This is a genomic window from Bradyrhizobium sp. SEMIA, assembly GCF_014844175.1.
Classification (GTDB): Bacteria; Pseudomonadota; Alphaproteobacteria; order Rhizobiales; family Xanthobacteraceae; genus Bradyrhizobium; species Bradyrhizobium arachidis.
Window position 1 is genome coordinate 478,472 of the sequence record NZ_CP046601.1, and the last position, 22,835, is coordinate 501,306.

Here is a 22,835-nt window from a genome sequence, read left to right on the forward strand (position 1 = left end):
CGCCTGATGGTAGAGCGAGCTCGCGTGGCCAGATTCAGGGAGAAATACATGAAGAACGTAATCTTAAACGATCCGCAGCAGCTCGAGCGCAGGCTGCTCAAGCTCCTCGAACGTCACGGTGGCGACGGTCGCGCGATCACCCTTGAGAGCCTTGCTGCCAATATTGGAATGCAGCAGCAAGCGAAGGATCTTCTCCTTGCCCTGGCAAACCTCGTCACACGGGGGCTTGTTAAGCGTGCCGGCGACGATCCTATACCTGGCTCTCCTGTTGCATTCCGTCTGGTATGCGCGGCATCGCCGCATGATTTATCGGCTGCCACGAGCGCGGCAGCCGCGATAATGACCCGTCCGTTAAAGGCCACGACCAAGGCAGTTCGTCAAAGCAGTTCACGAAGAGCACACAGCTGCCCAACGGCATTGAGACCTGTATTCGACAGTTTGGCAAGGTTGGTAGATCAGCGATGGACGATTATCGCGACCTCATGACGGTTGCTCTGGTGCTGTTCTTCGCGGGCCTCATGTTGGTGGTCGGCCAACTCTATCTCGAAGACAGCACCAGACAGGATCTCGGCACGGAGATCGAGCTACCGCATGTGCCGACCTCATAACCAATCCTGAACTCGCGTGTGCCCGCGAGCACCGGGCGACCGGGCTACGCGTGGACCCAAGAAAGGAGTGATCGAGCTAGCGTTGCTGGCTGCGTGACGATCTGATAGATGGAAGTTTCAGCCGCTTTGCCACCGCACTCCGTACCTGTCCGGGCGCTTGTCGTCGTCGGGCTTGGTGCCGGGAGAGCCCACAAGTCGCGCCGGGGGCGGTATCTTCAAGCGTGCCGCGCGCAACGCGCTACTGTCCTTCGTGGATCTCGTTCCCATCGTTAAACGACAGATTGAAGTGAACCTGTCGGGTCTCAGCCGGGCCAACCTGGCGCATCTTCCGGATTAGGAGCACGCCAAGCCGTTAAAAGGCAGCTCGTGGGCCGAGCACGTGACCTCAAGGCATCGTGCGAGTCAGCACGATCTCTGCTTAGCCCGCAGTCATTTCTCGCGTTTTGGGTCCTTTCCTGATCCCGGATCGCAGCACCCGCTGTGGTGTTGACGACTTCCGTCCCTTATCGGCGAGTGCGCCAAATGACTGGGAACGACGGATCGAAACGCCCCTTAGGGGACGCTTCGCTGAACTTGGCGGTGTTGGAATGGAAAGGATGCCATGGCGCCGCACGCGAAACCCAGGTTTCCAGAGTTGGCTCGAACTTTGCGGGATCATCGAGGCTACTGACAGTGATGATCAGCGATTGCGGTCTAGTAGGCCAGTGAGCCGAAATAGGACTGCCACACTTGTTGCAAAAGCCCCTTCGGATTACACGGCCGCTTTCAGCGACGGTCTCATAGAAGGCCGGCTCACCTTTCAGATAGCGAACCCTGCGTCGTGGAAGAGACGTTCATAGCTGCCCGACCGGGAAGGCCGCACCGGCATCACCTCCATTTCACCGTCCCAGTCCGACGCGGCGGCGACCGTGCCCGTGTGGGTGCCGAATCCAATTAAGGATGCTGCTTCGGCGAACTTCTCGCGGCAAAGCTGACCGATGTTGAGTTCGTCACGGACGGCGCCCATCTCGGTATAGCGGGCGTCTCCGATATGGGAGTTGTGGGCCCAGACCACGGCCTTGGATCGGGGGCCTTGCGCGTCCAGAATATGGCCCAAGGTCTCGAACATGTGCGTGTCGCGCAGATTCCAGGATTCGGCGCCGCCATAGTACATTATGCGATAGTAGCGCTCGGCCGCGGCGATCAGCCGGGCGTTCTGGGCGGCGTCCAGGAAGCTGTCGGGATCGTCCGCGGCGTAGTCCAGTTCCTTCTTCAGGATATCTTGGCACTGTCGCAGAATCTTCGCCTCGCATTTCCGATAGCCTTCGGTCAAGACGGCGCGGCCGTAGGTCGAAGGCTCTCGCTGCCAAGGAGTGAGGCATCCGTAGCGTTCGCGGGCTACCGCCGCAGCGTCGGGATCCACCTCATTGAGGTAGGCGAGAACGGCTGCGATCGAACTCCGCATGTTGTAGATGTCGAGGCCGTAGAATCCGGCCCGCTCGCTTGCCGGCTTCGCGTCATTGTGTTTGCGCATCCATTCGACGAAGGCGGCGACATCTTTATTGCGCCACATCCAGGTCGGGAAGCGCTCGAAGGGCCTCTCGCGCGTGCCGCGGGACGTTCGGTGATGAACATACCGGTCGACGGCCGCGGCGTCGGGCCAATCCGCTTCGACCGCAACGATCTTGAAGCCATGCTTCTCGATCAGGTGCCGGGTGATCGCTGCGCGAGCCTGGTAGAACTCCGAGGTGCCGTGACTGGCTTCGCCCAGCAGAACGACGCGGGACTGCTCGAAGCGATCCAGAAAGCCCCCGAAGGTGGGATCGTCGAAGTCCGGCAAGGCCTCGATGGCGGCGCCGATCATTTCCGGCAGCGAGCGGAAGCGCGTGCGCCCGGGGACGTGATTGCTGGCGGAGCGCGTGCCGTCCTCGGCCCATCCGTGCTCTCCGATCAGGGGCACGAAGCGGACGGCGCCGAAGGTTTCCTCGGCATATTCCGTCTCGCTCTGTCGCGTGACCCGCAGCAGCGACTGTTCGCCTTCGAGATCGCCGACCGGGATGACGAGCGCCCGCCGACGGCCAGTTGTGCCTTGAGTACATCCGGTACGGTCGGGCCCCCGGCAGCGACCAGAATGGCGTCGAATGGGACTTCTTGCGGCAGGCCGCGGGTGCCGTCACCAGTATGAACGATGCAGTTATCGTATCCTAGCGCCGCGAGACGCTGTGCGGCGATCCTCGCCAGCCCCCCATGTCGCTCGACGGGTATGAACCGTTCCAGCGAGCTGCGAGGCGACCGCCGCGGCATAACCCGAACCGGTGCCGACCTCGAGCACCTTGTCTGCCGGCTTCAGCTCCGCCGCCTCGCTCATCAACGCGACGATATAAGGCTGCGAGATGGTCTGTGCGTTCGCGATCGGCAACGCACAATCTTCATACGCGAATTCCTCGAAGCCGGATTCGACGAATCGTTCCCGTGGGACCTCTGCCATGGCATTCAGAACGCGTCGATCGCGAATGCCGCCGCCGGCAAGTTGTACCTCGACCATGCGATTGCGAAGTTGGGCGGATCCGGCCATGGCAGCACCTCCTTCGAAGTTCTGGTCGAGAAGCCAATAAGGAGAGGCCAGCTCGGTTCCTCTCGATGCGCCGTCAGGCACCTCGCCGGAACGGGCGTCGCCGAGATCACAGAGGTGCTGGACGGGATCGGCGACACTTGTCCGGAGTGCCAGGAGAATTAGGCTGCGCAGTCGTCGCCTTCTTCTCCCGCGTTGCAAACGTCTGTGGCCCCATTTTTACAGCGGCAAAGCAACCTTTGTTAATGGTGCAGCCTACGCACCGGCTCTAAGGTTAGGTCGGTCGCCGGACGTCAGCCGCCGACCTGTGCAGAGATCGTCCATGAAAAAATTCGACAACCGAACAAAGGCCAATCTCGACGTCGTGCTGGAAGAGGTTTGCCGGGGGCTCCCCCACGGCGGCGATCATGAACTGAGAAGGCGGATCGCCGACAGAATGCTGGAGAGCGCGGTCGCGGGAAATACGACGCTCGCCGGTCTGGCCGAAGTGGCGAAAGCGGCGCTGGCGGAAGCGACGAAGAGATCGGCCTAGACGGCAGCACGCCGCCTGACGCGCATCCCTTCGGTCCCGCGGCTCTATTCCCAAGCAGCGATCTCTGCGACCGCCTCGGGATCGACCGTCTTTCCGGAAAGGTCCTTGATTGGGACCTCGCCACCGGAGTCGGCGAGTGCGCAGCCCTTGGCAAGAGCCTCCTTAGCGGAGCCCACAGACACCGACCGCCCCGCCGCCACCGCTCTTCGAACACAACTGGTACGCGTCGCCCATCAGCCCCTCGCCGGGCAACGTGCCGTCCGGGCTCGGGGTCGGCTAGTGCAATCGAGCCACAGAACGCAGGTGGCGCCGTTTGACGCGCCGGCTACGCGGCGAGACGCTCCTGACGGCCCGAGTTTGTCAAACAGCCGCTGCTCTCGGGCTCGACGTCGGAGTTAAGCTGCATCATGCACAGCTCTTGATTGCTCCACGACCAGAACACGAACAGCATCACTCACTTTCAAGTCTCCTCGGCGACGGAGCCGGGCCGTCTTGCGTGCGGTCCGTCGGAAGAGCGACCTCCGCCGTCAGCCAGGCAGGCACCGGACTGCGCCGTATCAGGCCACTGGCACACCGTAATAGGCGTTCACCGAGCGCGTCGTCGCTGGATCGTTCCAATTCCAACTGCCCTCGTCGGCGTATTTGGGGGCGCCGCGGAGCTGGTCCTGGGTGATACCGGTGACGTAGCCGCCGAGGTTGGTGTCATATTTCAACGCCTGCCAAGGCAGCGGATAGTGATCGTCGCCGATACCGAGCAGGCCGCCAAAACTGACCACCGCATAGGCCACCTTGCCACTGATCTTGTCGATCATGACGCGCTCGATGTCCCACCTTTTCCCCGCCGGCCCCGTACACGTTCGTACCCTCAACCTTGTCGCTTCCGATCAGGCTGAACGTCTCGCGATCTTCCATCGTCATGTTGACCTCCATGATATTGTCTTCTGGAATCAACGGTACGACGATGGCTCCGTTCCTGGCTGAGCCCTGAGGGCCTTGTTCTGGAAGAGCGGAGGACGAGATGGAGCTGACCGATCTGGAACGCGATTTTCTGAGGAGGCTCCTCGGCGAATCCTGGATCAGCCCACCGCTGTTCGACCATGAGACGGTAGCGCGGCTGGTCGAGCTGGGTCTCGTGGAAACCGACCGCGTCCATCCGGAGATATCGAATACCGCATCACCGACGCGGGGCGGGCGGCGGCTTCCGCGTGACACCGATGGGCGGTTAGCAGGGTCATGAAGCGCGCTGTGGGCGACGATCCTCGATGGGCCCTGACCGAGGCGGCCCGATGGGACCGATATGAGCGCCGAGAGCCCTTCGCGGTCTACCGGCGAGATAGAGCGCCAAGCCGGTTGAGCCGAAACTGCTTGGGCCAAGTCCGCCGAGGGGAAGGTGCGGCGAAGACCTTTGACTGCCTCTCGAAAACCGCAGGCGCGCCGGTGACGAACGAACAATCGCCGAGAGTGGGCGTTTATCCATATCATGTCAGCCGCATTCGATTATTTTCGAGCCTACGCGTTCCGAGCTCTTTGCAAGGCTCGGTCGATGCCGCGCGGCAGGATGAAGCATCTGCAGCTAGTGGCCGGCCGCATCTACAATCTCCTCAAGAAGGAGGCTCCGCCTTGCGGGGCGGCAATCCTTACCGGGCGAAAGCCTACTCTCGGGCTGCCGACAGCCTAGGGGCTCTTGCAGTTCCTCTGCACGTGCTCATCGCCGAAGATCGCCTTACTGAGATCCCGGGCGTCGGCGATGCTATCGCCGACATCATCACCAAGCTTCACAAGACGGGCAGTCATCCCAGCCTCGAAAAGCTGCGGAAGGAGATTCCCGAGGGCGTGCTCGAGATGCTCGCTGTGCCCGGCCTTCGTCCAGAGAAGGTGCTGCGCCTGTATAAGAATCTCGGCATCGCCTCCCTCGCCGAACTGGAGACCGCTGCCAAGGACGACCGCATCAAGAGGGCGAAAGGACTCGGCGCCGCGCTGCAGGCAAAGATCCTGCAGAACCTGGCGATCGCCAGAAGTGGAGAAGGCCGCCTTCACCTGCACCATGCTGCCGCTCTGCTCGCGCACGCGAAGGACTCAATCCGCAAGTCTCGCCCGGAACTCAAGCGCGTGGTGATCGCCGGTGACTTCCGCCGTGGCTGCGAACTCGTCGGCGATCTCGCGATCGTTGCGGAGGCTGCCAAGACCGACAAGACGCCGAAGTCATCAGCCGATGGCCTTCAAATCTCAGTCTCGGACCGCAAGCACTTCGGCGCCGCTCTTCTCTTCGCCACTGGCTCCGCCGCTCACATCGAGCAGCTCCAAGCCTTGGCCGCCGAGAAGGGCATGCGGTTGGACGCTGACGGCCTGCACAAGGGCCGCACACTGGTCGCCGGCGAGGAGGCCGTCATCTACCAGGTTCTCGGGCTACCCTTCATCGATCCGGAGCTGCGAGAGGGGCGCGGCGAGGTCGAGCTGGCCCTGAAGGGCAAGCTGCCGAAGCTCGTCACCGACAAGGACCTGCGCGGAATCCTTCACTGTCACACCGATGCTTCCGACGGCACGGAGACTCTGGAGACCATGGCGAAGGCGACGCGCCAGCGCGGATTCGAGTATTTCGGGGTTGCCGACCATTCCAAGTCTGCGCACTACGCCGGCGGTCTCACCGTGGAGGAGATCGTGCAGCAGCACCGGCATGCCGACCGGTTAAACAAGCGCTTCGGCAAGGATTTCCGGATCCTCAAAGGCATCGAGTCGGACATTTTAGCCGACGGCTCTCTGGACTACGCCGACGACGTGCTGGAGCGCTTCGACTTCGTCGTCGCCAGCATCCACGGCCGTTTCAAGCTGGACCGCAAGGCGCAGACGCAGCGCCTGCTGCGGGCCATTGCCGATCCTCACACGACCATCATCGGCCACATGACCGGGCGGCAGCTTCAGCGGCGGCCGGGCTACGAAATTGACGTCGAGAAGGTGCTGCGGGCCTGCGCCAAGCATGATGTTGTCGTGGAGATCAACGCCCACCCATGGCGGCTCGACCTGGACTGGCGTTGGCACCAGGCCGCCCTCGAATTTGGCTGCATGCTGAGCATCAATCCGGACGCGCATTCCATTCCCGAGCTCGACCACATGCACTGGGGCGTCGAGATGGCCCGCAAGGGCGGCGTCCCTGCCGACCGGATCCTAAACGCGATGACATTGCCGGAAATCACGCGCTACCTCCGCCAGAAGCGGCGCTCGCTCGCCCGCGCCGCCTGATGCTGCATCCGCCCAGCGGGTTCGGTTCCCGTCCTCCTCGTTCCGGGCTTTACCGGCTTTGTAGTAGCCGATGCACAACTCGGCTGGTGGATGACCGAATCAAAGGCGGTCGTTGGATCGGGCCGGCTTGGTGCAAGTAGACCCTGCGAAGCAAGAGCGGCTTCTCATCGGAACATCGAGCCTCGAGGGCACGTTGCTCCGGGATGGAAGCCTTTCTGCAACGCCTCTTGACGGCGAGGTCGGACTTTCCGATCTGGGTGCGCTACACCTTGACGCTCGGTCTGGTGGGCATCGCTTTCATCGCCCGGATGATGCTGGACGATCAGCTGCGCTCCTACCCTGTTCTGCTGTTCATACCGGCTATCTTCCTGTCCGCCGTCCTCTTCAATCGCGGCAGCGGTATCGTGGCCACCGCGGCAAGTGCCGCGCTCGCCGCCGCCTACTTGATCCCGGGGCCATCATCCTCCGCTGCGATCCCGCTTATCCTGTTCATTCTGACGGGCATCTGCATCGCCGCCGTCACCGAGCTCCTCAGGAGCACGCTGCACAAGCTCTCCGAGGCGAAACGCTATACTGAGGTACTCCTCCAGGAGCTCGCGCACAGAACGCGGAACGACCTCGCCACGATCGTCTCGGTCCTCCGGCTCCAGGCCCGCTCGGCAACCGACCCGGCCGTTCAAATGGCGATCGCATCCGCGGTGAGCCGGGTGGACGTGGTGGCCAAGGTCCACGATCGCTTGCGCGACACTGCCGACAGCAGTCGCATCGCGCTCGCGCCATACATCGAGGCCTTATGCGGGAGCCTGGCCGATTTCCATCGCGGCGTGCGCACGATCTCGATCGGCGTACGCTGCGAGAACATCGAGGTGCGGAGCTCGCAGGCGGCGTCGATCGGGCTGATCGTGAACGAACTGGTGACGAACTGCTTCAAGTATGCGTTTCCGGAGGGGCGCCGCGGCACCGTGGAGGTCGACGTGCGCGCCGAGGACGAGCGCGTCCTGGTGACGGTGCGGGACGACGGCGTCGGCTGTCCGATCGAAGTCAGCAGCGGACTCGGCACGCGGTTGATCAGTCTGCTGGCGTCGCAGATGAAGCGGACCGTGATGAGAAGGCCGTTTCCAGAGGGATGCGAGGTGCAGGTTTCGCTTGCGCTCGACGCCTGAGCGGCGATTGCGCTGAATTTCCTCGAAGCTGGCTGCAACCGACGAAGGGTTCTGGCGTAGACAGGTCGGAGCCTATCACCATGACCGCGCCATCGCCGAAGATCCTCGAAGAACTGCAGCGATACCGGAGGCTGCACGCGGAGGCGACCGACCCGCTTGCGGTGCGGCTGCTCCAGGACATCATCGCCGAGCTCGAGGCGAGCCTGCCCATCGAGGAACAGGACACAGGCAAGAAGCCTGACGGCGGCTAGGCCCTGGGCAGGGATCGGTCCCGCCATAGGCTACGAACGTCTTTCCGTTTAGCAATTATCCGAATTGAAAAGGCTTCGCGCCGGCGTGCTTGAGGCGGAGCGGAGCATCGGAGGGTCCTTTTCCGGTGGAAGGAACAACTCTCCTAGACCTTGGTCGCCCTCCAGACTCCGCTGCACCTGGCAGCACCGGAATAGCCACTCCAAGAGCCGTTCCACTTGTCGGTGCCAATCTGCCGGCGCCCGCGGCATGCTTGTCCTGAACCGTTACAGAAGCGCGCACTGCGCCGGTTCTCGATACGCGCCCCCGAAATCTGACAAGGTTTGGATGAGAAATGTTGCCATTCGAGATGTTCACGTCGAAATTGTAGCTTGGATCGCAAGATCGGGACCGCATCTCAAAGGTGCCACGCGCCATCGAAGGCGCGTACCGGGTAGGAGCGCGCCTCGGCGCAGCCGGCATAGGCGAGGGTTAGACAACCCGCCGTCAACTTGGCAACTAATCGCATCATCGTCATTCCCTCAAACCCTGGGTGAGTCTCGCTATTTGCCGCTCGTCAGAGCAGTTCCCTGTGGCTCCAGTGGCTTGGCAGCGGTTTCAATCTTCGCGAGCAGCGCCTGAATTCAGCTCAGGCCAGGATGGGCTTCGAGTCGCGCCAGCAATTGCTCCTTCTGTACTATCGGGTTCAAGAGCGGACATTGGTTCACCCCCGATTGCCGGCGAAAGGGCCGCTCTTCGAGAGGCCCTCTGTCGGTTCACCAGCTTCGGGTGCCGAAGCTGAAGCCGATGCTCGGCCCGCCGCCGTAGTAGCCGTAGCCGCGGTCGTAGTAGCCGGGGCCGCCGTAGTATCCGTAGCTGCGGCGAACCACGTACCCGTCGTCGCCGCCATAGTAGCGCTGAACGTAGCGCGGGCCGCGGGTCCGGAAACAACGGCCGTACTCGTTGCAGACAAGCCGGACCTGCTCCGTGTTGGAAGAGATCTCGGTCGAGCCGAGGGCGGTCGGGTTGAGCGGGGCGGCGATCGCCGCCGATCCCAGAAGGGAGGCGGCGAACAGTCCCAGTGCGATGGTCTTCATGGATTCTCCTTCCTTGGCGAGATCAGTCGATCTCTTCAATGATGCGACGCTCACGGGGCTCGACGATGTAGGTGCGGCTGTCGCGGTTGATGTAACGGTACTCGCGAAGGGTCGGAGCATCCCGATAGACCTCTTCCGGAAACGCCTCGATCTCCACGCCCTCGGGCACGCGCTCGCCGGTTCGGATTTCGGTCCGGACCGAATTGCCGGTGGTCACGCGCTTCTCGCGCCCGACTGGGCGCGCCGTGGCGTGCTTGCGGACGACTTCGCGGTCGCGGTCGGTGAACGTCGCTGAGCGCTGCTCCGTCCGCTCTGGCGCGGCGGCCGTCGAACGACCGGAGTACGGCAGGACCGTCACGATCTTGTAGGTCGACGGCTCGACGATCACGATCTCGTCCTTCACCAGCAAGAAGTTGTAGCCGCGGTACTGCGGCACGATCTCGACGACCTCGGCCGGCAGCGGCTGCAGGCGGACGTCGCGAGGGACGACCGTGCCCACCGACAACGAGAAGTTCACGTTGGTGAGTGGCTGCACATTCAGGTGCGAAATCGACGCGCTGATGCGGGTCCGCTGTTGGTCGTTGATGTTCACCGACGCGTTCACGTTGGTGTTCGACGAACGATCCGCGGTGTTCTGCTGATTGTTCGGCTGCTGGGCCGTGTTGGTCGAACCGCTACCCGACGGCGACTGCGCCTGGTTGGTGCTTGAGGCCGGCGGGTTGGCGCTCTGCGTCTGGTTGGTCGTGTTCGATGGAGTATTGGTCCGCGCTTGGTTGGAAGGCGTCGTCGTCTGGTTGGACGGCTGATTGGTCTGGGCCTGGTTGGTCGAATTGTTCGAGGTCGTGGTGGTGCCAGTACCGGAATTGGACGACTGGCCTGCAGCAGACTGTCCCGTCGAAGACAGAGGCTGTGTCTGCGCGGAGTTCGAAGGACTGGTCTGCGAGGATCCGGACGACGTGTTGCTCGTCGGGGTGGACGCGGACGGCGATGGCGTCGAGGTCGATGACGAATCCTGACGCTGGGTAGCCGTGGAATTGGAGCTCGACGAGCTCGGCGAAGATTGAGCGAAGGCCGAAGTCGCGATCGCAACAGCAGCGGTCGTAGCCAAGAATAAACGCTTGTTCATCTCTAAAACCTCCTAAAAGCGGACGTCGATTAACCCGAAGGGACTGTCTCGGTTCCGTTTCGGGAAAACTTGGCAATCGGGGTCAATTTCTTCCGGACGCCGGATGATTGCTGTTGTAGCGAAATGGCACGACGGTTTAGGGGGCGGGAATAACCGGAACTTCGTCGACGAATTACCGTTGGCAGTGACTACTTGCGAACACTGAGGAGGACATCATGAAGAAGTTGATCGTGTGCGGTGCGCTCGCCGCTTTCGCGCTCGGCGCCCAGGCCGCCAGCGCCGCCGAGTTCTACATCGTGCGCGATGCGACCACCAAAAAGTGCACCGTGGTCGACAGCAAGCCGACGACAACCACCACGACCGCGGTGGGCAACGGCGTCTACAAGACCAAGGTCGAGGCCGAATCCGCAGTCAAGACCACCAAGGTCTGCACCGAGCAGTAAGCGATCATTCGCGGGCCGACAGAGGCCCGCGACCTATTGACAGTGGAGGAGAAAATGCCGGTACTGATTCTTTGGGCCGTTCCTGCCGTCCTCGTTGTTGGCGGCGTCGGCTATTTCCTGGTTCATATGCACTGAGTTACTGGCTTTCGCACCAACGGCCCGTCCGCGCCCCGGAGGGGCCGTTTTTCTTCGGCCAAATTCATTGTAGCCCAAAGAAAAAGGGCCTCCGATGGAGGCCCTCGATCCGACGCTTGGTCCCGTCAGTTGTAGTCCGAATACTTGAACTGCGGGAGCGCTTTCAGCTGCTCCTTGTTGCCGCTCATGACGGCGTGGTCGGTACCCAATCGTTCGTGTTGCGGTTCGTCGTGGTCGTCGAAGCCGCACCGGTAGTGGTCTCGCGCGTGGTGGTCGTGTTGCTCGTTGAGCTTGTCCGGACCGGCTCTTCGACGAACTTCAGCTTGTCCATCGAGACCGCGATGTCGTGCTCGCCCATCCCGAGGAAGCCTCCGATACCGATCACCACGGCGTTGATCTTGCCGCTCTTGTCGACCAGCAGTTCGTTGATGTCGCCGAGCTTTTCGTTGGCCTCGTTGTAGACGTTCAGGCCCATGAGCTTCGAAGCGCGCCAATTGCCTTTCAGCATCATCTTGTCGGCCGGCTGTGCGGTGGCCGCCGGCGCGGCGTGGTCCGCCGGCTGAGCGGATTGCGCGAACGCAGCGCCCCCGCCGACGGCAGTGCTCAGCAGAGCGATGGCAAGAATGCTTTTCATGGATTTTCTCCTCTAACGTGAGTGCAGCACCCGTTCGGATGCCCGCCCCAACGCTCGTGATTGCCGGTCGTTCCCGGATCGGAACGGGCCGTCGTCACGACGAGCTCGTTCGAATCCTTGGTGCGATCAACTCGCTACTCGCCCGTGGCGCGGTCGGCGCCCGATCAGTTCCCGATAGCTTTCTTCGTATTGCCTGGCCATCCGGCCGGCCGCGAAACGCTCCTCGAAGCGGGCGCGGATTCTGCTTCGGTCCAGCCGGGCGGCTTCCTTGACCGCTTGGATCGCCTGCCCCTCGCCATCGACGATGAAGCCGGTGACACCGTCTTCGAGAACTTCCGGTACCGATCCGGAGCGGTAGGCAATGACGGGCGTCCCGCACGCCATCGCTTCGATCATGACGAGTCCGAACGGCTCCGGCCAATCGATCGGAAACAGCAAGGCGGCGGCCCCGGCGAGGAAATGTTGCTTCCGGACGTCATCCACCTCGCCGACGAGCTGGATCGTCTCGCCGTCGATCTCGGGCTCGAGCTTCCTCTTGAAGTAGGCCGTCTCGGCTCGGGGTATCTTGGCCGCGATCCGGAGCGGCATCCGGACGGTGCGGGCGATGCGTATCGCGGCTTCCGGCCCCTTCTCCGCCGTCAGCCGCCCGAGAAAGGCCAGGTACGACCCGGCTTCGTAGGTGGGACGAAACAGGTCCTTGGGCAATCCGTGCTGAATCGTCGCGATCCAGTTGGCACCCGGAAGCGGACGGCGCTGGTTGTCGGAGATGGAGACGAAAGGGGCGTCGGCGAACCTCCCGATCACGTCGGACAAGCCAGGAAGGTCGAGCCGGCCGTGCGTCGTCGTCAGAAACGGCACGCCGGTCCGGCTCAGCACCGGCAAGGGCAGCCAGTCGACGTGGGAATGAATGACGTCGAATTCGTGCGCACGTTCGGCGACGGCCTCGATCAGCAGCGAGCAGGCGGCGTTCGGGTCGACCCCCCGTCGCCCCAGGCGCAACGCGCGCGGCCACACCGCGTGGAGCTTGGCCTTCGTGCGGGAGTCGCCGCTCGCGAACAGGGTGACGTCGTGCCCTAAGTCGACGAGCTCGTCCACCAGCCAGGCGATCACGCGCTCGGTGCCACCGTACAGCTTCGGAGGAACGCTCTCGGCCAACGGGGCAAGCTGGGCGATCCTCATCGAGCTAGGCCCCAAACGCGATGCGCAAGCCGACCACGAGAACCGCGGAGATGAGAAATGAAATTGCGAGCAGCGTCCAAGAGGGCCTTGTGCTTCCGCGGGCTACCCGCGCGACGAGCATTTTAATGGTCCTCAACATTCGTCCCGGAAGAATCGCTGCAGGTGGGCAATCCCGAAGCCGGCGAGTTCTTCGGTATCGCTCTCACGCTCTTCTCCTCTCCTTTGAGATGGCGCTCGAGCAGACAGCGCCTGCTGTCCCGCGGGTCGACCTCGGGGTGGTGCGCCCGGTAGACAGACCAGGCTGTTTCGGTGGCGTTCTTCAGAACGACTTCGTCGACCAACTTCACGCTCCCGCGGCCAATCCAGTCGCTGGCAACTCGAAGCCTTGGGCAAAGTTTCCGGATTTTCCCGGTCATCCGTAATCATCCGCGCGTTCAGCACGCTTTGGCACGGGCCCGCTCGCCTGCCGCGCGGCGGCGCTGCAGACGTTGGCTTCGGCCTGAGCGCCTGGCGGCCAGAGGCGGGGATGCCGACGCTGTATCGAAGGGCTCCACTGCGGCCGCAGCGCTCTCCGTTCGCATCTCGCCAGGCTTCGCTTCCATGAATTCGAGCACGGCACGGCCCTTCTCGGTGATGCGCCATCCGCCTTTCAGACGCTCGATCAAGCCTTGCGAGAAGATGTCGAGAACGGCCACGCGAGCGGCGAGGCGCTTCGTCCGCTCGGCCCAGTCGCGCCCGCTCGTCGCCAATATTGCCATGTCGCGTTTGAGGTCCGCCATGACGGCGAATCCGTCGGGATAGCTCACCAGGATCTTGAGCACCGTGACCTGGAAGTTCACCCCCGCCTTCCTCCGGCTATCGCCACATCGTCGACGCGTCGTGGAGAGCCTCGCGTCACACCTGCTTCAGCCTCTCGGGCGAGGTATCGCCGTTGGTAGCGACTTCCACTTCGCAGACCTCGTCGAATACGGCGCGCAGAAGCGCGGTCGTGGCCGGATCGAACATGGGAACCCCAACGCGAGAAGAGATGTAGCTTACTGCGGAAACGCTTTGCGGCGAATTCAACATTGTTAAGGCGAAGCATGCGGGTATGCACCGTCGAGCGCTTCGGCGGCGCACCAAGAACTGAACCCAACCTACCTCTTCGTGTTGTGGTCCAAGCTCGATGCATTCGAGCGAAGCTGCCCCGGCGCCGAGCATCCATTGCCCGCTCGCCGCTGGGGCCAGTCGAAACTATTGCCATTTTTGTCTGAGGGGCACTCGAACACGTGAAAGGATGCTCGATGAAGAAGATTGCAATGTCGGCGCTGATGGTCGGCGCCCTCGGCTTGGCCTCTGTGGCAACGACGGCTCCGGCCGAAGCTCACTGGCGAGGCGGATGGGGCCAGGCATCGCCGGTGGTTTGGTTGCGGGTGCCGTGATCGGCGGGCTCGCCTCTTCGGCGTACGGCTGGGGACCGGGTTACGGTTACTACGGTGGCCCGGGCTACTACAGTGCCGGCTATTATGGCGGCCCCTACGCCTACGACTACGATGAGCCGTATAGCTGGGGTGGGGGCTACACCACCACCTACTACACGGCGCCTGTCTCCTACGGGTATCGCTATCGCCGCGTCGTCCGCCCGGCCTACGCTTATTACCACGACTCCTATCCGATCGTTCGGCACCACTGGCACCGGCATTATCGGTACTGGTGAGAGCGGCCCATCGCAGCCAACGAAGGCCGCAACCCAAAAGGGGTGGCCTTCAGCTTTTTGCGCTCCCCGCACCGATCACCACCATCCGCCTGCAAATGGATCGGCCCGCTCGAAGGCGAGGCGCCTGTCGGGTATCCTTCTCTGTAGCTTTGCCGAGCGCTTCGGGTGCGGCCGGGCCGCTGCGGAGACGCGAGCCGGCGCTTCTTTCCTGACCTCCACGGAAGGTGCTGCGGGCATTGCGGCCATGGCTTCGCGCACTTGGTGCTGCGGTCCTTCAGAGATTGGACCGGCCTGCGCGATCATCGGCACATCGGCGCGAGGCCGCGTGTCGAAGACGATCTTCTCCGGAAGAGCCCTCGCCGAGGCGATCCGGATGATGGTCCTGTCCGGATCGGACGGCCCCGCGCGCTCTACAGGAGCCGGCAGGTAGCGGTCCGCCGCAAACAGCAGCGCCAGTAGCAGTGCGCCGACGAAGACGAAGTATCTGATGATCGGCATGAACGGCCGCTCGCGAGGAAGGAATGAGGATTTCGGCGGGGCCGGATTGGGTGGCGGGCCGCTGCGATCAACGGCCCGCCGGGACGACTCAGTCGATCTCCTGGACGACCGTGCGCGTCGAGGGATCGACTAGCATCACGCGTTCGCCCGAGTAGACATAGCGGTACTTGGTGAGCGAAGGACCCCAATCGGCGGGCACCGCCTCGAGCTCGACTTCGCGCGGCACCGGTTGGCCGACCACGATCTTCTCGCGGGTCTGCACCGGGCGCACCTTGTGCTCGGTCACGTAGGTGCGGATTTTCGTGCGGTATTCCGGCTCGATCCGCACGGCGGCAGCATGAGCCGTGCCGGTGGTGGTGACGACCGTAGACTGCGCCATTGCGCCGGTCGAAAGCAGAGCCGCCATCGCGGCCGTCAGCAGAAGCTTGTTCATCTTGTTCTCCTCGCCGTCATATGCGGCATGCGAGAACCCGCGAATGATGGCAAGGTTCCGGAACGCGGCAGGATAATTGCTTGATTTTCCCGAACCTCGGACGCGAGAGCGCCGACGTGGGTATCGCGGGAGAAGTTGTCTCGGGTCAACTCAGTGGCTCGAGTCTAAGCGCAGTCCGCCAAGCACTCGGTGCGCGTTCATGGCTTCTGCAACACGGTCGAGAGGGCCGAGCCGTCGTTCAAGATCGAAAAGACCTCCCGCGAAGACAAATGCGCGGCGGCCTCCTCGAAAGTCTCGCTCACATCCGCCCTGGCACGGCCGACTGCCAGATTGACATCGACCGTATTGGGCCGGGCGGCGCGAGGAGGCGGCAGCTGAACGACGTGAAAGGCCAGCAGCTCGGGGTCTTCGCGAAGCTCCACCAGAGCGGGTTTGATGCCGACCTCAGCCGCCGCGCTCAATTCGTTGGCCCGGAGCAGGACGGGAGGCGGCTCTCGATCTTCAGGGGTGGCAAACGATTTGCCGGGCGCGGGCCTGGCCGTCGGCGCCCCGATACGGACAGCGAACAGCAGGCCAACGATGACCGGCGACATCCAAAGCAGAAGGGGCAGCGAAACGGCGTAGGCGCTTGCGGCCATCGCGACGCCGCACAAGGTCGGGATGCCATACTTCCGATAGAGCTCGCGACGCTCGACCGTGCCGTCGTCGCGCCTTTGCGCCTGCCAGCCGGCATCGCGGCCGGCCAGAATTTCGACCACGGCGATTGATTGAAAGATCATCATCACCGGCGCCATCAGCGCGGATACGATGATCTCTGCGAGAAATCCGGCCGAGGCTTGCAATGCACCGCCGAATTGGCGTCGCTCCGAGCCCTGCATCCAAAGCAGGATCAAGCTCAGCAGCTTCGGCAACAGCAGTAGACCCATGGTGGCGACGAACACCCAGATGGCGAGCACGGGATCCTGGGCCGGCCAGGTCGGAAACAACGAGAAACCCTTCGGAAAATACTCTGGACGCACGAAGCGGGCTTGCAGCGAGATCAGCATCCCCAGCACCAGGAACAGCAGCCACAGCGGTGCCGTGAGATAGGCTCCGATCCCTACCAAAAATGCAGGCGTGAAACCCAATGGAGACCTCGTGCGGGCACGACCGCGAGAATTGCCCTGACACCAGCGTCGGTCGCGCGCCGCGAAGTCGAGCAGCGACGGCGGCACCTCCTCGTAGCTTCCCCCGAGCGTCGGAAGCATGTGGATGCCCCATCCGGCCCGCCGCATCAGTGCTGCCTCGACGATATCGTGGCTGAGGATGTGCCCGTCGAAGGGCTTCCGTCCGCGAAGCTGCGGCAGCGCGGCCGCTTCGGCGAACGCTTTGACCCGGATGATCGCATTGTGGCCCCAGTAGTTGCCTTCGGAGCCATGCCACCAGGCGACGCCGGCGGCGATCAGGGGACCGTACAGACGGCCAGCGAATTGCTGGACGCGGCTGAACAGACTTCTCGCGTTGACGACCATGGGAAGCGTCTGGACGAGGCCGGCTGTGGGATTGGTCTCGATGGCATGGACCAATCGGACGATGGTCTGTCCGCTCATGAGACTGTCGGCATCGAGCACGATCATGAAGTCGTAGACGGCGCCGAACCGCGTGATCCATTCCGAGATGTTCCCGCTTTGCGGGCCGTGTTATCGGCGCGGTGACGATAGTACAGCCTCGGCGTCCGGACTGCCTGACGCAATGCGAGCATCGCCCTTTCTTCGGCTACCCAGATGTCCGGATCGGTGCTGTCGCTCAGAACGTACCAGTCGAACAGCTCCCCGTCCGAGGTAGTCTCCAAGGACTCGATGATGGCACGAAGCCGCGCCGTCAATCGGTGCGGGTCTTCGTTGTAGGTGGGAATCCCAGCCCCCGGACCGCACGCTGCATAGCCTGGATGCCCGCCCAATAGATATTGATCGCGTCGATCTCCTCGACTTCGACGAACGCCACACACCAGCTTACTGCCTTTTCCTTGATCTCCTTGGCGAGTTCTTCGCGAGCCGCGGCATCGAGCTTTTTTGAGTCGTCGATGCCGACAATCCGCGTGCCAGGTTTCAGGATCACGGCACCAGCGGAGACTGGCCCGGCGAGAGGGCTCATTCCGGCCTCGTCCACGCCTGCGACGGCATGATGGCCGCTTTCCCAGAGAGAGGTCTCAAAGCGGAGCATCTTGCGGAGGCGCTGTCCTTCCGATCTATTTTCGAAGCGACGTTTATCGATAGAAGCCAGGATGGCGCGGGCTCCGGCGCGGGTGTCGGCCCGCAAGATCTGCTCGATGTTGGCATCGAGCGGTCTTTTCTCGATGACATAGCGCTGACGCAATGCATCGAGGGAATATTGGGACATAGCGACCTTCGCAAAGACTGGTTGGGGAGAGCGTGTCGGAGAACTTTGTGGCGATTGTCTGAAGTTGAGCCATCCCGTCTCCACCGACCGCGCAGCGCTTCGCCGGAGGAACCGGCCGCCTCTCATTTAAGGCCCGATATCCTGCGCTGCCAGCGAATCGTATCCACGGAGCTCAGAACGGAACCAACCGGTATCTTGATCCCTTGAAAAAGAGCGGAGCCTCGATCCCAGGGTGCTTCCGAGGGTCAGGCCAATGCTCCGACAAACCACCACCGAAGAACAGGTTCTGGACCGCACCGCGGAAGTGGCTGCCACCATCGCAGAGGAAGGGCTTCGGTACGTCAGCGACTCCGCACCCGGCTACTCGCGCAAGCGAACCGGAACCATCTTCAGCTACTACGACAAGGACGGAAAGCGCATCACCGACGCCGCCATCATCCGACGCATCAAGTCCATCGGCATCCCGCCGGCCTACGAATCGGTGTGGATCTGCCCCTCGGCCAACGGCCATATTCAGGCGACCGGTCTCGATGCGCGGGGCCGCAAGCAGTACCGTTACCACGCGAAATGGCGCGAGCTCCGCGACCAGAACAAGTATGAGCACATCATCCAGTTCGCAGCCGCGCTGCCAGCGCTCCGCGAGCGGGTCGCCGCCGATATGAAGCGGGAGGGATTGCCCCGCGAGAAGGTGCTGGCTACGATCGTCAGTCTTCTGGAGAAGACTTTGATCCGGGTCGGCAATGCCGAGTATGCCGAGAAAAACAAATCCTACGGGCTCACCACCATGCGCCGCAAGCACGTCGAGGTCGGCCGCGGCGTCCTTCGGTTCGACTTCACGGGCAAGTCGGGCAAGCAGTGGAAGCTTCGCGTCGAGGACAAGCGAATAGCCGCGATCGTGAAGCGCTGTGTGGAGATCCCCGGACACGAGCTCTTCAAGTACCTGGACGACGACGGACAACCCCGCACCGTCGATTCCGGCGACGTCAACGCCTACATCAAGGACATCACCGGTGAGGACTTCAGCGCGAAGGATTTCCGGACCTGGGCTGGGACGGTTTTGGCGGCGTTGGCCCTGGCCGAATTGAAAAAGTACGATAGCCAGGCCGAGGCGAAGCGCAACGTCGTCGCTGCGATTGAGAGCGTCTCGAAGCAACTCGGCAACACGCCGGCCATCTGCCGCAAGTGCTACGTGCACCCCGAAATCCTGAACGCCTACATGTCCGGTGATCTCGTGAGGATGATCGAAGCCAAGATCGCTCGGAAGTTCAAGCGCCAGTACGCCAAGCTCACGCCGGACGAGATCATGGTGCTGGCATTTCTCCGCAAGCGCCTCGATGCTCTGAAGGTCCCCGCTTGATCTCGAGTGCCTGTCTCCGGAAACTTCGTCCTCGTCGATGCGCCCGGTCATGCGCTCAAACAACGGTGCTCTCGTCGGTGGAAAGGGGCACTTCGTTCAAATCTGCCGTGTTGCCACGCACGGCGTCGGACTGATCAAGCCGGCGTGCTAGGCGCGGTCCACTCGGCTCCTAGCCTTTCGCGCATCACGTAGTCGTGCTTGTAGGTCATCGTCGGCGCCCAAAGTCCCTCAGTAGCAGCCGTTGGAAGCAACCCGCAGCTTGCCACCAAGCGAAATAGCCAGTGAAGGTAGGTCAAAAAAACGGCCCCAGCACAACCCGCCGGAGCCGCTGTTGGAGGCCTCGACAGTAATGGGGCGCCGCCGAGGCATGCCAAGGTCTAGGCTGATTCGGCAGTCTGGTCTGTATCCCTTTGGATATAAGCAGCGCTCTTGATCGCGCCTCTGCGTGACCGACACACTTTGCTTTCTACTTGTGAAACACGTCGATGATCGCTCCTACGCCGACCCGGAAACCGCCGCGCGCAAGCTGGTGGAGATCGCCGCCGCCACGCCGGCCGTCTAACACGGCCGGATCTACATTGAGCGGGTCAATGCGCTATTCGTGGCCCTCTTGAAAGGCAGCCGCGGCCATCCAGAGTTTGGCGCGGGCATCGACTTTGCCATCGAACGGGGCTGGCTTTGGATGCACGAAAGCGGCACCTATGTGAAGCTGATGCCGCCGGGCCAAGATTTATTGGGAGAGTAGGAACCGAGAGTTCCCGCCGCCGTTCGTTCGGCTGGCTTCCATCTGAGCTGGCGGAGCGGCCCCGGCCATACCCCCCAAAGCCTGGAGAACCGGGGCCGTCTCTCCTTTCACCTTGCATGCGGCTGATGAAGCGGGACCTATGTGCGGCTGAGGTTGAGCGCCGCCAATTCAGTGACTACGGACTCCCGGCGCGAGTGCGGTCGACCTCTCCTAAGCTAGCTTGCGCCTATGACCCATTCTCTGTCTTCAAATTCGATCCAAGATCTCGCGTACCTTCAACGCCAGCCTCGCCTGAGTGATCGGCTTTTCCAGAAGATCCACGCCCTCATCGAGCCGCCCTTGGTGGACCACTGCGTTGCGCGAATAACCCGTCATGTAAAGTATTCTCAGATGAGGCCTAATCTGCTGCGCGCGCCTTCCCAGCTCGCGACCATTGATTCCAGGCATGACGACATCGGTTAGAAGAAGATCGACATGCTGATCTTCCTGCAACAGGATGGTCAAGGCAGTCTGCGCGCTGCCAGCAGACAACACTCGATAATTGAGTTCTCGTAGCACGTCCGAAACATAGACTCTTAGATCGGGATCATCTTCAACGAGGAGAATGGTCTCTACAGAGGCGCCTTCCGAGATTAGCTCGTCCGCATCATCCGAAGCGGGCTGCTCATTGCCCGCGTAGCGGGGGAAATACATCTTGATGCTCGTACCTTCTCCCACCTCGCTGTAGATCTTCACATGACCGCCGGACTGTTTGACGAAGCCATAGACCTGGCTCAATCCGAGTCCGGTTCCATGCCCAGGCTCTTTGGTCGTGAAGAAGGGTTCGAAGGCACGATTTAGGACCTCTTCCGTCATGCCCGAGCCTGTATCACTCACGCAGATGACGACATATTGGCCGGCCGCGAGCTCCGGATTGGCACGCGAATAGTCTTCGTCAGCGGAGACATTGGCCGCCTCGATAGTCAGCTTTCCACCAATCGGCATCGCGTCGCGTGCATTGATCGACAAATTGACAATCGTCGATTCCAAATGGTTCACGTCTGCTTCGATCAGCCAAAGGCCGGCGCCGCCGACCGTCTGTACTTCGATGCGTTCGCCCAATGTGCGCTGGAGAAACTCCTGAAGGCCATTCAGGAAACTGTTGAGGTTGATCGGCTTGGGATCGAGCGCCTGGCGGCGCGAGAACGCAAGCAACCGACTTGTCAGCGCTGCGGCCCGTTGAGCGCCTCGCTTCGCGTTCGCAAGGGCGCGGTGGAGGTTCGGCCCTCCGATGTTGCGGCTGCTTCGCTCCGCATTCTCGAGATTGCCAAGCACGATCATGAGAAGATTATTGAAATCGTGAGCGATGCCCCCGCTCAGTTGTCCAATCGCTTCGAGCTTCTGCGAGGCAACCAACTGTTCTTGGACGCGTTGAAGTTCGTCTTGTGCCTGCTTGCGTTCGGTAAGATCACGCGTGACCTTCGCAAAGCCGATAATCGCCCCGCGCTCGTCGGTGATTCGGTCGATGACGACCGAGGCCCAGAATCGCGTGCCGTCCTTACGCAAGCGCCAGCCCTCGGCTTCGAACCGTCCCTTCTCGGCGGCCTCAGCCAGCGCCCGTTTCGGCACGCCTTTTTCAAGATCGTCAGGCGTGTAGAACGCGCTGAAATGTCGTCCGATGATCTCTTCCGACCGATAACCCTTGATGCGCTCGGCCCCGGGATTCCAGGTCGCGATGTTGCCAGAGGGATCGAGCTGAAAAATGGCGTAGTCAACGACGGCTTCGACGAGTCGGCGATAGCGTCTTTCGCTTTCCAGCAGGTCGTTATGGGCCTGTTGCCGCTCGGTGATGTCTCGCGTGACCTTCGCAAAACCGATGAGCCGGCCATTTTCGTCGCGAATTGCGTCGAGCACAACGAGTGCCCAGAAACGACTGCCATCCTTTCTGACACGCCAGCCCTCGGACGCGAAGCGCCCGGTCTCCGCGGCTGTAGTCAGCGCTCTATTTGGCAGACCTTTCTCTCGATCTTCGGGCGTGTAAAAGATTGAAAACGGCCTTCCTATAATCTCGTCAGAAGCATAGCCCTTGAGGCGTTCAGCGCCCTTGTTCCAGGTCCTCACCGCACCGTTGGTATCGAGCATGAAGATGGCGTAATCGACGATCGCGTTGATGAGTAGTTCGAGGTTATGGGCGTCCCCGAAGGTCGTTTTTTTCATTCTTGGAGCTCGAAGGGCGGAGTGGAGCTAACTCAAAAGTTTGTGGCAGGTTCCGACTAAGCGGCTGACTTTCATCTTAGGCCCCCTGAACGTCGACCTTCCGTTCGCAAGCGGGCTATAGCCTAGCCGGCTCGGTAGGTCTGCAAATGACCTACAGCGGACTACTTGACATGGCTATTGTCGGATAGAAGCTCTGGCATGCGGAGTGCGCGGAGCAACGTAAAAGCGCGCGAGACAGGCGACGCATGTCAGGTGCTCCGCGATGTCAATTCGCAATCCAGTAGACATCCCTCCCGAGCGGCAATCCGAGCATTCCCTCTTGTTTAGGGAAGTAAGAGAGTCGCCTCGTTCATTTCGAGCGCCTGAACGCGTTCTGGTCACACACCGAACGATTGCCTGATTTGTCTCGCCAGCACGAAGGCAGCTTCGGTATTGCGGCCACCCGACCAGTATCGATCACAGAGCGCCAGAAACAGCAGCGCTACAAGTGCAATAAGAACGCCCCTCAACATAGCAGACTTCTCCAAAGAAGAAACTGCCAACCGAGCAGCTATGAGCTGAGTGCACGCGTATCTTTTCGAGTCGCGGCTGCGACATC

Annotated in this window: 22 protein-coding genes and 4 pseudogenes; 12 read left to right on the forward strand and 14 right to left on the reverse strand. The window is 62.0% G+C overall.

The genetic code is table 11. From position 1 onward, the window contains the following. Nucleotides 1–48: 48 nt before the first annotated feature. Together FOM02_RS02335 and FOM02_RS02340 are read left to right on the forward strand one after the other, a co-directional pair. Nucleotides 49–486, forward strand: a complete 438-nt coding sequence (locus tag FOM02_RS02335) for a hypothetical protein (protein ID WP_141263363.1) — start codon at nucleotides 49–51, stop codon at nucleotides 484–486. After that, a complete protein-coding gene (locus tag FOM02_RS02340) occupies nucleotides 462–608 on the forward strand; it encodes a hypothetical protein (RefSeq protein WP_156950908.1) in 147 nt (48 codons plus the stop codon). Before FOM02_RS02335 ends, FOM02_RS02340 begins: the two co-directional genes overlap by 25 nt. A gap of 503 nt (nucleotides 609–1,111) precedes the next feature. On the opposite strand, the gene FOM02_RS47045 is transcribed toward FOM02_RS02340, so the two are convergent. Then, nucleotides 1,112–1,411 carry a GFA family protein gene (locus FOM02_RS47045; protein WP_084334654.1) on the reverse strand — a complete coding sequence of 100 codons (300 nt, stop codon included), beginning with the start codon at nucleotides 1,409–1,411 and terminating at the stop codon, nucleotides 1,112–1,114. Nucleotides 1,412–1,419: 8 nt separating this feature from the next. Further along, nucleotides 1,420–3,162 (reverse strand): annotated as a pseudogene (locus tag FOM02_RS02345) (protein-L-isoaspartate(D-aspartate) O-methyltransferase); the annotation flags it as partial. Nucleotides 3,163–3,481: 319 nt separating this feature from the next. On the opposite strand from FOM02_RS02345, the gene FOM02_RS02350 reads away from it, so the two are divergent. After that, the gene (locus tag FOM02_RS02350; RefSeq protein WP_051378324.1) at nucleotides 3,482–3,691 is read left to right on the forward strand and encodes a hypothetical protein; all 210 of its coding nucleotides are present in this window, start codon (nucleotides 3,482–3,484) and stop codon (nucleotides 3,689–3,691) included. 325 nt (nucleotides 3,692–4,016) lie between these two features. Here FOM02_RS02350 and FOM02_RS02355 read toward each other — a convergent pair whose 3' ends face one another. Together FOM02_RS02355 and FOM02_RS02360 are read right to left on the reverse strand one after the other, a co-directional pair. After that, nucleotides 4,017–4,142 (reverse strand): hypothetical protein, encoded by a 126-nt coding sequence (locus tag FOM02_RS02355; RefSeq protein WP_265441433.1) that lies wholly within the window; start codon nucleotides 4,140–4,142, stop codon nucleotides 4,017–4,019. Between the two features lie 106 nt (nucleotides 4,143–4,248). Then, nucleotides 4,249–4,609: pseudogene (locus FOM02_RS02360) on the reverse strand (PRC-barrel domain-containing protein). A 100-nt stretch (nucleotides 4,610–4,709) separates the two neighbouring features. Here FOM02_RS02360 and FOM02_RS02365 point away from each other — a divergent pair. The 4 genes from FOM02_RS02365 to FOM02_RS02380 all read left to right on the forward strand — a co-directional run bounded on the left by FOM02_RS02365 (nucleotide 4,710) and on the right by FOM02_RS02380 (nucleotide 8,342). Continuing rightward, nucleotides 4,710–4,928, forward strand: coding sequence for a hypothetical protein (locus FOM02_RS02365; protein WP_231164155.1), 219 nt, complete (start codon nucleotides 4,710–4,712; stop codon nucleotides 4,926–4,928). A 383-nt stretch (nucleotides 4,929–5,311) separates the two neighbouring features. After that, nucleotides 5,312–6,928 carry a DNA polymerase/3'-5' exonuclease PolX gene (locus FOM02_RS02370; RefSeq protein WP_084334646.1) on the forward strand — a complete coding sequence of 539 codons (1,617 nt, stop codon included), beginning with the start codon at nucleotides 5,312–5,314 and terminating at the stop codon, nucleotides 6,926–6,928. 203 nt (nucleotides 6,929–7,131) lie between these two features. Beyond that, the gene (locus FOM02_RS02375) at nucleotides 7,132–8,091 is read left to right on the forward strand and encodes a sensor histidine kinase (RefSeq protein ID WP_265441434.1); all 960 of its coding nucleotides are present in this window, start codon (nucleotides 7,132–7,134) and stop codon (nucleotides 8,089–8,091) included. A gap of 80 nt (nucleotides 8,092–8,171) precedes the next feature. Continuing rightward, on the forward strand, nucleotides 8,172–8,342 hold the full coding sequence (locus FOM02_RS02380) for a hypothetical protein (RefSeq protein WP_167336547.1): 171 nt from the start codon (nucleotides 8,172–8,174) through the stop codon (nucleotides 8,340–8,342). Nucleotides 8,343–9,095: 753 nt separating this feature from the next. On the opposite strand, the gene FOM02_RS02385 is transcribed toward FOM02_RS02380, so the two are convergent. Beyond that, nucleotides 9,096–9,416, reverse strand: a complete 321-nt coding sequence (locus FOM02_RS02385) for a hypothetical protein (protein ID WP_027562091.1) — start codon at nucleotides 9,414–9,416, stop codon at nucleotides 9,096–9,098. A 22-nt stretch (nucleotides 9,417–9,438) separates the two neighbouring features. Continuing rightward, nucleotides 9,439–10,008, reverse strand: coding sequence for a DUF1236 domain-containing protein (locus FOM02_RS46725; protein ID WP_322596946.1), 570 nt, complete (start codon nucleotides 10,006–10,008; stop codon nucleotides 9,439–9,441). A 214-nt stretch (nucleotides 10,009–10,222) separates the two neighbouring features. On the opposite strand from FOM02_RS46725, the gene FOM02_RS46730 reads away from it, so the two are divergent. Continuing rightward, a complete protein-coding gene (locus FOM02_RS46730; protein ID WP_322596947.1) occupies nucleotides 10,223–10,432 on the forward strand; it encodes a hypothetical protein in 210 nt (69 codons plus the stop codon). Nucleotides 10,433–10,757: 325 nt separating this feature from the next. After that, nucleotides 10,758–10,985 (forward strand): hypothetical protein, encoded by a 228-nt coding sequence (locus FOM02_RS02395; protein WP_027562089.1) that lies wholly within the window; start codon nucleotides 10,758–10,760, stop codon nucleotides 10,983–10,985. A gap of 260 nt (nucleotides 10,986–11,245) precedes the next feature. Here the strand turns inward: FOM02_RS02395 and FOM02_RS02400 are convergent. The 3 genes and pseudogenes from FOM02_RS02400 to FOM02_RS02410 form a co-directional block, all read right to left on the reverse strand. Continuing rightward, nucleotides 11,246–11,754, reverse strand: a pseudogene (locus FOM02_RS02400) (PRC-barrel domain-containing protein). Nucleotides 11,755–11,880: 126 nt separating this feature from the next. Beyond that, entirely contained in the window at nucleotides 11,881–12,933 is a 1,053-nt protein-coding gene (locus tag FOM02_RS02405; RefSeq protein ID WP_027562087.1) for a glycosyltransferase family 4 protein, read from the reverse strand. A 434-nt stretch (nucleotides 12,934–13,367) separates the two neighbouring features. Further along, complete coding sequence (locus FOM02_RS02410) at nucleotides 13,368–13,772, reverse strand: hypothetical protein (RefSeq protein ID WP_027562086.1); 405 nt, start codon at nucleotides 13,770–13,772, stop codon at nucleotides 13,368–13,370. A 437-nt stretch (nucleotides 13,773–14,209) separates the two neighbouring features. Between FOM02_RS02410 and FOM02_RS02415 the strand changes: the two genes are divergently transcribed. Further along, entirely contained in the window at nucleotides 14,210–14,629 is a 420-nt protein-coding gene (locus FOM02_RS02415) for a hypothetical protein (protein ID WP_231164156.1), read from the forward strand. A gap of 75 nt (nucleotides 14,630–14,704) precedes the next feature. On the opposite strand, the gene FOM02_RS02420 is transcribed toward FOM02_RS02415, so the two are convergent. The 4 genes and pseudogenes from FOM02_RS02420 to FOM02_RS02435 all read right to left on the reverse strand — a co-directional run. Next, nucleotides 14,705–15,127, reverse strand: a complete 423-nt coding sequence (locus FOM02_RS02420) for a hypothetical protein (protein WP_035730658.1) — start codon at nucleotides 15,125–15,127, stop codon at nucleotides 14,705–14,707. A gap of 88 nt (nucleotides 15,128–15,215) precedes the next feature. After that, complete coding sequence (locus FOM02_RS02425) at nucleotides 15,216–15,560, reverse strand: DUF1236 domain-containing protein (protein ID WP_027562085.1); 345 nt, start codon at nucleotides 15,558–15,560, stop codon at nucleotides 15,216–15,218. Nucleotides 15,561–15,757: 197 nt separating this feature from the next. Further along, nucleotides 15,758–17,176 (reverse strand): glucans biosynthesis glucosyltransferase MdoH, encoded by a 1,419-nt coding sequence (gene mdoH, locus FOM02_RS02430; RefSeq protein WP_231164157.1) that lies wholly within the window; start codon nucleotides 17,174–17,176, stop codon nucleotides 15,758–15,760. Between the two features lie 268 nt (nucleotides 17,177–17,444). After that, nucleotides 17,445–17,939 (reverse strand): annotated as a pseudogene (locus FOM02_RS02435) (ribonuclease HII); the annotation flags it as partial. Nucleotides 17,940–18,192: 253 nt separating this feature from the next. On the opposite strand from FOM02_RS02435, the gene FOM02_RS02440 reads away from it, so the two are divergent. After that, on the forward strand, nucleotides 18,193–19,296 hold the full coding sequence (locus FOM02_RS02440) for a DNA topoisomerase IB (protein WP_027562084.1): 1,104 nt from the start codon (nucleotides 18,193–18,195) through the stop codon (nucleotides 19,294–19,296). A 601-nt stretch (nucleotides 19,297–19,897) separates the two neighbouring features. Continuing rightward, nucleotides 19,898–20,041: a hypothetical protein gene (locus FOM02_RS46735; RefSeq protein ID WP_322596948.1), complete on the forward strand. Its 144-nt coding sequence runs from the start codon at nucleotides 19,898–19,900 to the stop codon at nucleotides 20,039–20,041. Between the two features lie 246 nt (nucleotides 20,042–20,287). On the opposite strand, the gene FOM02_RS02450 is transcribed toward FOM02_RS46735, so the two are convergent. Continuing rightward, entirely contained in the window at nucleotides 20,288–22,237 is a 1,950-nt protein-coding gene (locus FOM02_RS02450) for a hybrid sensor histidine kinase/response regulator (RefSeq protein WP_027562083.1), read from the reverse strand. Between the last annotated feature and the right edge of the window lie 598 nt (nucleotides 22,238–22,835).